An 842-nucleotide genomic window follows, 5' to 3' on the forward strand; every position below is an offset into this window, starting at 1 on the left:
CAATCAGGCGGGCCGCAGCCACGGAGGAGTCCACACCGCCGGACATGCCGACGATCACACGAGTGTCTTTGGGGGCCTTACGCATGGCAAATCATCCTCTCTGCAGAGGCCAGGGGTGCTGATAAATGCTGTCCAGGGGCAGTCGTCGCCCGGACAGGTAATCATCCAGGCATTTTTCCACCAGGGCGCTGCGGTGCTGGTGCCGACGGGCGCGAAATTCGTCCGGGGTCAGCCATTCGGCTTCGAGAATGCCGGTATCGAGCTTCTGTTTCGGGTCGTGGCTGACTGGCCGGGCCACGAAGCAGGTGCGGTAATAGACACCGGCACCCTTGTGGGGCTGGAAGATATACCAGCCGAGCAGGTCGGTAATGTCTACCTGCCAGGCGCTTTCTTCGAGGGTTTCGCGGTAGGCCGCCTGCATCAGGTTTTCACCGAATTCCACATGGCCCGCAGGCTGGTTCAGCACTTCCTCGCCCTTGCTCATTTCTCGGACAAACAGGAAGCGGCCGTCTTGTTCGACTACGCAGGCCACAGTAATGTGCGGCTCAAAGCTGTTCATAGCGTATCCTACCGGACAGGAAGCACCGGTTGCCGTCATGGGCCGGGGGCGATGCTTCATTCAATTCTGGAAAGGCGGGAATGGTAGCGCAGCGGCGCCACAGACAACAGAGCGGAGACACCTCTGAGCATGACAGATCAACGATTTACCCACCTGGATGACAGTGGCCGGGCCCAGATGGTGGATGTGACCGACAAGGACAGCACTCAGCGTACCGCCACTGCGCAGGCGCGGGTGCGCATGCAGCCGGCCACGCTGGAAATGATACTGGGAGGCAAACACC

At 60.5% G+C, this 842-nt stretch carries 3 protein-coding genes; 1 reads left to right on the forward strand and 2 read right to left on the reverse strand.

What is annotated here, in order from left to right; translation table 11 throughout:
- A partial coding sequence (locus A3730_RS32990) for a hypothetical protein (RefSeq protein ID WP_156500895.1) occupies positions 1-85 on the reverse strand: 85 nt, incomplete at its 3' end.
- A 6-nt stretch (positions 86-91) separates the two neighbouring features.
- Positions 92-559: an NUDIX hydrolase gene (locus tag A3730_RS04340; protein ID WP_063519457.1), complete on the reverse strand. Its 468-nt coding sequence runs from the start codon at positions 557-559 to the stop codon at positions 92-94.
- 177 nt (positions 560-736) lie between these two features.
- Here A3730_RS04340 and A3730_RS04345 point away from each other — a divergent pair.
- Positions 737-842 (forward strand): cyclic pyranopterin monophosphate synthase MoaC (locus tag A3730_RS04345; protein ID WP_369819038.1); only part of this gene is annotated, 106 nt, incomplete at its 3' end.

It is taken from the genome of Alcanivorax sp. HI0044 (assembly GCF_001634945.1).

Bases quoted from the DNA above. Each gene is read 5' to 3' on its own strand.
- A3730_RS04340 (WP_063519457.1), bottom strand. From the start codon at position 559: ATGAACAGCTTTGAGCCGCACATTACTGTGGCCTGCGTAGTCGAACAA.